Here is a 4407-nt window from a genome sequence, read left to right as displayed (position 1 = left end):
ACCCGCGCTCTCCCGCGGCCACGCCCCCGCCGCGCCCCGCCCCCGCCCCGCGGGCGCGCCCGCTCGCTCACCGCCCCCCCTCCCGCCCCCCCCCCCGCCAGGGTCAGCATGGCGAGCGCGGCGGCGGCGCGGCGGTCGGGCGGTGCGCTCAGCAGCCGCACGGCGATGCGGCTGGACTCGGTGAAGTGCCGTTCGACCGCGTGCAGCGCACGACCCTTGCCGTACGCGTGGTGCTCGGGCTCGTAGGCGGTGAACTCCAGCGTGTCGACCGGCCGCAGGCGGCGGTCCCACGTGGTCAGGCGCTCGCCCGCCGCGCGTCGCCACGCGACGCTCTCGTACTCGCGTTGCGACCAGTCGTCCCGTGGCGAGGGGTGGTCGACCAGGTGGTGCGCGCACCGGCGCGCCACGGCCGCCCGGATCGCACCGGCGGGAACCGCGGCCCGCAGGCGGACCCGCACGTGCGGTCCGCCTTCCCAGTAGCGGAGGAAGAACCAGTCCTCCACGTGCCCGGCGCGGGCCAGTTCCTCGCACAGCGGGGCCACCGCGCGGGTCACGAGCAGGTCCTGGTCGCCGCGGTGGAAGACGTGCGCGCCCACCCAGTCGCGCGTCGGCTCAGCCATGCCGGTCCGTCGCGGTCAGCTCGAAGACGTACTCGGTGACGCGTTGCCCGTGCTCCCCGTGCCACGGCGCGTCGGCCGGGTCGGGCAGGGCTTCCTCGAACACGACGTCGGCGTCGCCGTGCCGGGGCAGGGACGGCAGCAGGAACCAGTCGGCGAAGTCGACGAACACCGGCTTGCGCGCCGGGTCGCGCCGACCGGTGGCGCGGACGAAGCAGCGCCGCGGGATGCCGTGCCGAGCCCGCCACCGGGCGAGCGCGAGCAGGAAGTCCGCGTCCGACCGGCCCTTCGCCGGGGACGGCACGTCGGCGGCGGGCACGCGCCACCCGGCACGGGCCAGCACCACCCGGCCCACCTCCAGCCGCGGCCTGCGCCGCACGCCGTCCACCGCCGGCCGCCAGCCCACGTCGTCCCAGTGCGGCACGGGCGCGAGCGCGGTCTGCGGTTCGCCGAACGCCGCCACCAGGAACCGCAACGCCGGTGGCAGCAGCGCCGCCGCGAGCAGGCCCAGGGCCAGCGGGCGCACCTCGCGACCGCGACCGTCGCACAGCAGGAGCCGATCGCCGGTCCGGTCGTGCCGGACGTGCAGGTCGGGCAGTGACAGCGAGCACCCGTCGGGGCGCTCGCCGCCGGGGTAGTCGATGGCGTGCGGCACCGCGGGGACGCGTTGGTTGAGCTGTGAGCGGAAGGCGGCCCGGCACTCGGCGAGCACGACGTCCGGCCCGTCCTCGGCCGGCGTGCGGACCGGCGTCGGGTGCCCGGCCGCGTCGAGCAGGTGCTCGATCCGCGTGATGCCCCAGCCGTAGCCGGTGCGCACGGCGTTGAGCACGAACCGCGGCCCGCCCGGACCCGGCAGCTCCTGGCCGTAGCAGCACACCGATCGGGGTGCGCGCACGTGCGCGGGCCAGGACGCGGCGAGCTTCGCGAGCACCTGCGGGTCGACCGACACCGTGTCCCGCGCGTCGTCGCCGTACAGCCCGGCGACGACCGAGCGCCCGAGGTCGGCGGGCGGCGCGTCGCCGGGGTCGGGGCACGTGCGGTACTCGCGGTACAGCCGCAGGAACGACACCCGCGCGCCGGGGTCGTACCGGTCGCGGAAGAACGCGGCCAGCCGCTGCTTGACCGGCAGCGAGCGGTCCAGCGCGCCGAGGAAGCCGCGCACCGCCTCCAGGTCGTCCAGCACCGGCCGCCACCGGTCGCGCGAGCACTCGACCACCGGCCGGGGCAGCACGGCGTTCTCCAGCAGCACGGCGCGGCGTGGCCGCCACGGCGCCCGGCCCAGGTCGACGAGCAGTCCGTCCAGTGTGGACCGGACCTGGCGGAGCCGTTCGGCGCGTTCCGCCGCCGTGGTCAACCCGCCGTAGCCGACCACCGCCGACCGCAGGTCGCGCAACCGCCGGGGCCACGGCGAGCCGGGCGCGTGCGCGTCGACCCACCGCGCGAGGTGGTCGAGCGGGTCGCCCGACCGGTCCGGGAACGGCCGCAGCGCCTCCAGCAGCCCCAGGTCGAGCAGCCCGGCCACGTACCCGTCCGCGCCGGGGTCGGCGAGGCGCCGGGTCAACGACCCGACCGTGGGGTCCGGCGCGGTGCGCACGAAGTGCAGCACCTCCCGCGTCGCGCCCGACTCGGCGACGGACACGACCGGCTCGCCCGCGCCCGCGCCGAGGAACCGCAGCCGACCGCCCTCCCGCTCGACCGAGGGGTTGACCCGCAGCCCCACGTGCTCGCGCAGCGGCCCGGTCAGCCCGGACCACAGCTCCAGCACCGCGGCGCGGTCCAGCTCCGGCACGCCGCACCAGGCGAGGTCGCCGGACAGTCGCGCGGGCGCTCCCCCGCTCCCCCACCGCCCCAGCCCGCTCAGCGCGAACGACCCGTACGGGGTCGGTTTGCCCACCGCGCGGGCGAGGTACTTCGCCAGACCCGCGAGGGTCCGCGCGCGCGGCGTCGGCGCGGCCGGGTCGTCCAGCCACCGCCGCACCGCCGCGGACAGGTCGGGGCTGCCCAGCGCCAGGGCGAACCGGAACGCGTCCCGCCTCGCCGCCACCCGCAACGCCTCCCGCGCGGCCGCCCGGTCGGCGGCCAACCGCGACGGCACCCGCGCCGTCAACTCCGCCGCGCGCTCGGACTCACGGGCCCACCGCTCCACGCGGACCCGGAGGTCCCCGGGCAGGGCCCGGCGCGCCGCCCACACCCGTCCGGTGGGCCGCCGGCCCCGGAACACGGCCCGCCGCAACGCGACCAGCAGCGACCGGTCGTCGTCCGCGCGGTCGCCGATCACCTCGTGCAGCAGGTCGGACAACGCCGTTCCCTCGTCCCGCAACCACTGCGCCAGCGCCACGACCTCCTCCGCCGCGGCCCACGCGCGCTCGCACCGCAGCGCTTCGAGGTCGGCGACGGGCGCGCCGCCGACGCGCACGCCGAACACGTCGGCCCGGGCGCGGACCGGATCCGCGCCCGGGGAAGCGTTGTCGGGCACTGTTCCCTCCACTGGGGACGTCCGGGGCGAGGGGTGCGGGCGCCGAACCGGCACCCGCGCCCCAGGCACCCGCCGATCAGCTCATCGCAGGTCGTCGCAGTCGCAACTGCCCCCTCCCAGGTCGCAGTCGCCTTCACAGGACGCGCCGAGTTCGGTCGCCCCGTACCCCAGCGTCAGGTGCTCCGGGCCCGCGGCCGGAACGACACCGATCGACTCGACCTCCAGGTCGTCGAGGTTCAACGCAGGCTTCGGCACAGTCATCGCGGATCACTTCCCGTCGTGAGGATCATCGTTGTGCCCGAACGGTTTCCGGGCACGCCGCCCAGTGCACCACGGCCGATTCGGGGTGCGGGACCGAAACCACACGTGCGGGTAACGTCGACCGGTCCCGCGACCGCACACCGGGCCCGCGTCCGATCGCACGACGGCGGCGGCGCGTCACCTGTCCGTGGCATCGCCGACGTCGTCGTGCGTCACGCACGATCACCAGAGCGGCCCGGTCACCGTGCTGCCGGGTCGGGGCGTCCCCAGAAGCAGGAAGGACAGGCCGCGCAGCGGACCGCGCACGCCGAGCGCCGCGTCGGTGGCCGGGTTCGTGCCGTCGGAGTGGATGCGCGCGGCCAGGCCGAGCGCGGACGCGGCGAGCGTCGCGCGGTGCACGACCAGGCCCGCCTCGGCCTGCTGGAGCCGGTACCAGCGGTCGCCGAACGTGGTGCCGCCGGTCGCCTGGTCGCCCACGGGCACCACCGCGGCCGCCGCTTCCGGCAACGCCCACCGCGTGTTGGTCCGCAGCGCGGTGGTCCGGGCGTCGCCCGTGCCACCGGCCGCGACGAGCGCGTGGCGTCGGCGGTCGTACCGGTACGCGCCCGCGGGGACGCCCGTGACCCGCTGGACGAGCACGTGGGGCGTCACCGTCACCGGGGCCTCGTGGCAACCCGGCAGGTCGCCCGGATAACCGGCGGCGGCGTGCGCCAGGATCGCCGCCAACGCCCCCGCCGTGATGGGGCGGGGCAGGAAACCGGCCACCGGCGACGCCCTCCCGCGCAGCCCGTCGGCCACGCGCACGGCGTCGGGCGCGGGCAGCGGCACGACCGGGCCGGGGGGTTCGGGCGGGGGCTCGGGCAGCAGGCCGGGCTGCGGCGCGGCGCAGGCCGCGTGGAGCGCGGTCAGGAGCGGCAGCCGGTCGACCACGCTCGGCGGCGGGTCCTCCTCGCCGGTCACGGGCCGGGGGGGGGGGGGGGGGGGTGCGCGGGGGGGGGAGGCGGGGGGCGGGGGTCTGTGAGCGGTGAGTGTGTGTGGGGGGCGGGGGGGAGA

3 protein-coding genes and 1 pseudogene are annotated in these 4407 nt (G+C 77.7%); all 4 read right to left on the bottom strand.

Going from position 1 to position 4407, the window contains the following annotated elements:
- Nucleotides 1-620: pseudogene (locus ACFXGA_RS29305) on the bottom strand (lantibiotic dehydratase C-terminal domain-containing protein); the annotation flags it as partial.
- Entirely contained in the window at nt 613-3093 is a 2481-nt protein-coding gene (locus ACFXGA_RS29300; RefSeq protein WP_378093352.1) for a lantibiotic dehydratase, read from the bottom strand. The pseudogene ACFXGA_RS29305 and the gene ACFXGA_RS29300, both read right to left, overlap by 8 nt.
- An 81-nt stretch (nt 3094-3174) precedes the next feature.
- Nucleotides 3175-3354, bottom strand: coding sequence for a hypothetical protein (locus ACFXGA_RS29295; RefSeq protein ID WP_378093350.1), 180 nt, complete (start codon nt 3352-3354; stop codon nt 3175-3177).
- A gap of 222 nt (nt 3355-3576) precedes the next feature.
- Nucleotides 3577-4314 carry a hypothetical protein gene (locus tag ACFXGA_RS29290; protein ID WP_378093348.1) on the bottom strand — a complete coding sequence of 246 codons (738 nt, stop codon included), beginning with the start codon at nt 4312-4314 and terminating at the stop codon, nt 3577-3579.
- Nucleotides 4315-4407: the final 93 nt, after the last annotated feature.

Origin of the sequence: Actinosynnema sp. NPDC059335, assembly GCF_042752395.1 — a bacterium.
Taxonomy (GTDB): Bacteria; Actinomycetota; Actinomycetes; order Mycobacteriales; family Pseudonocardiaceae; genus Actinosynnema.
This window is presented reverse-complemented; position numbering and strand designations above follow the sequence as displayed.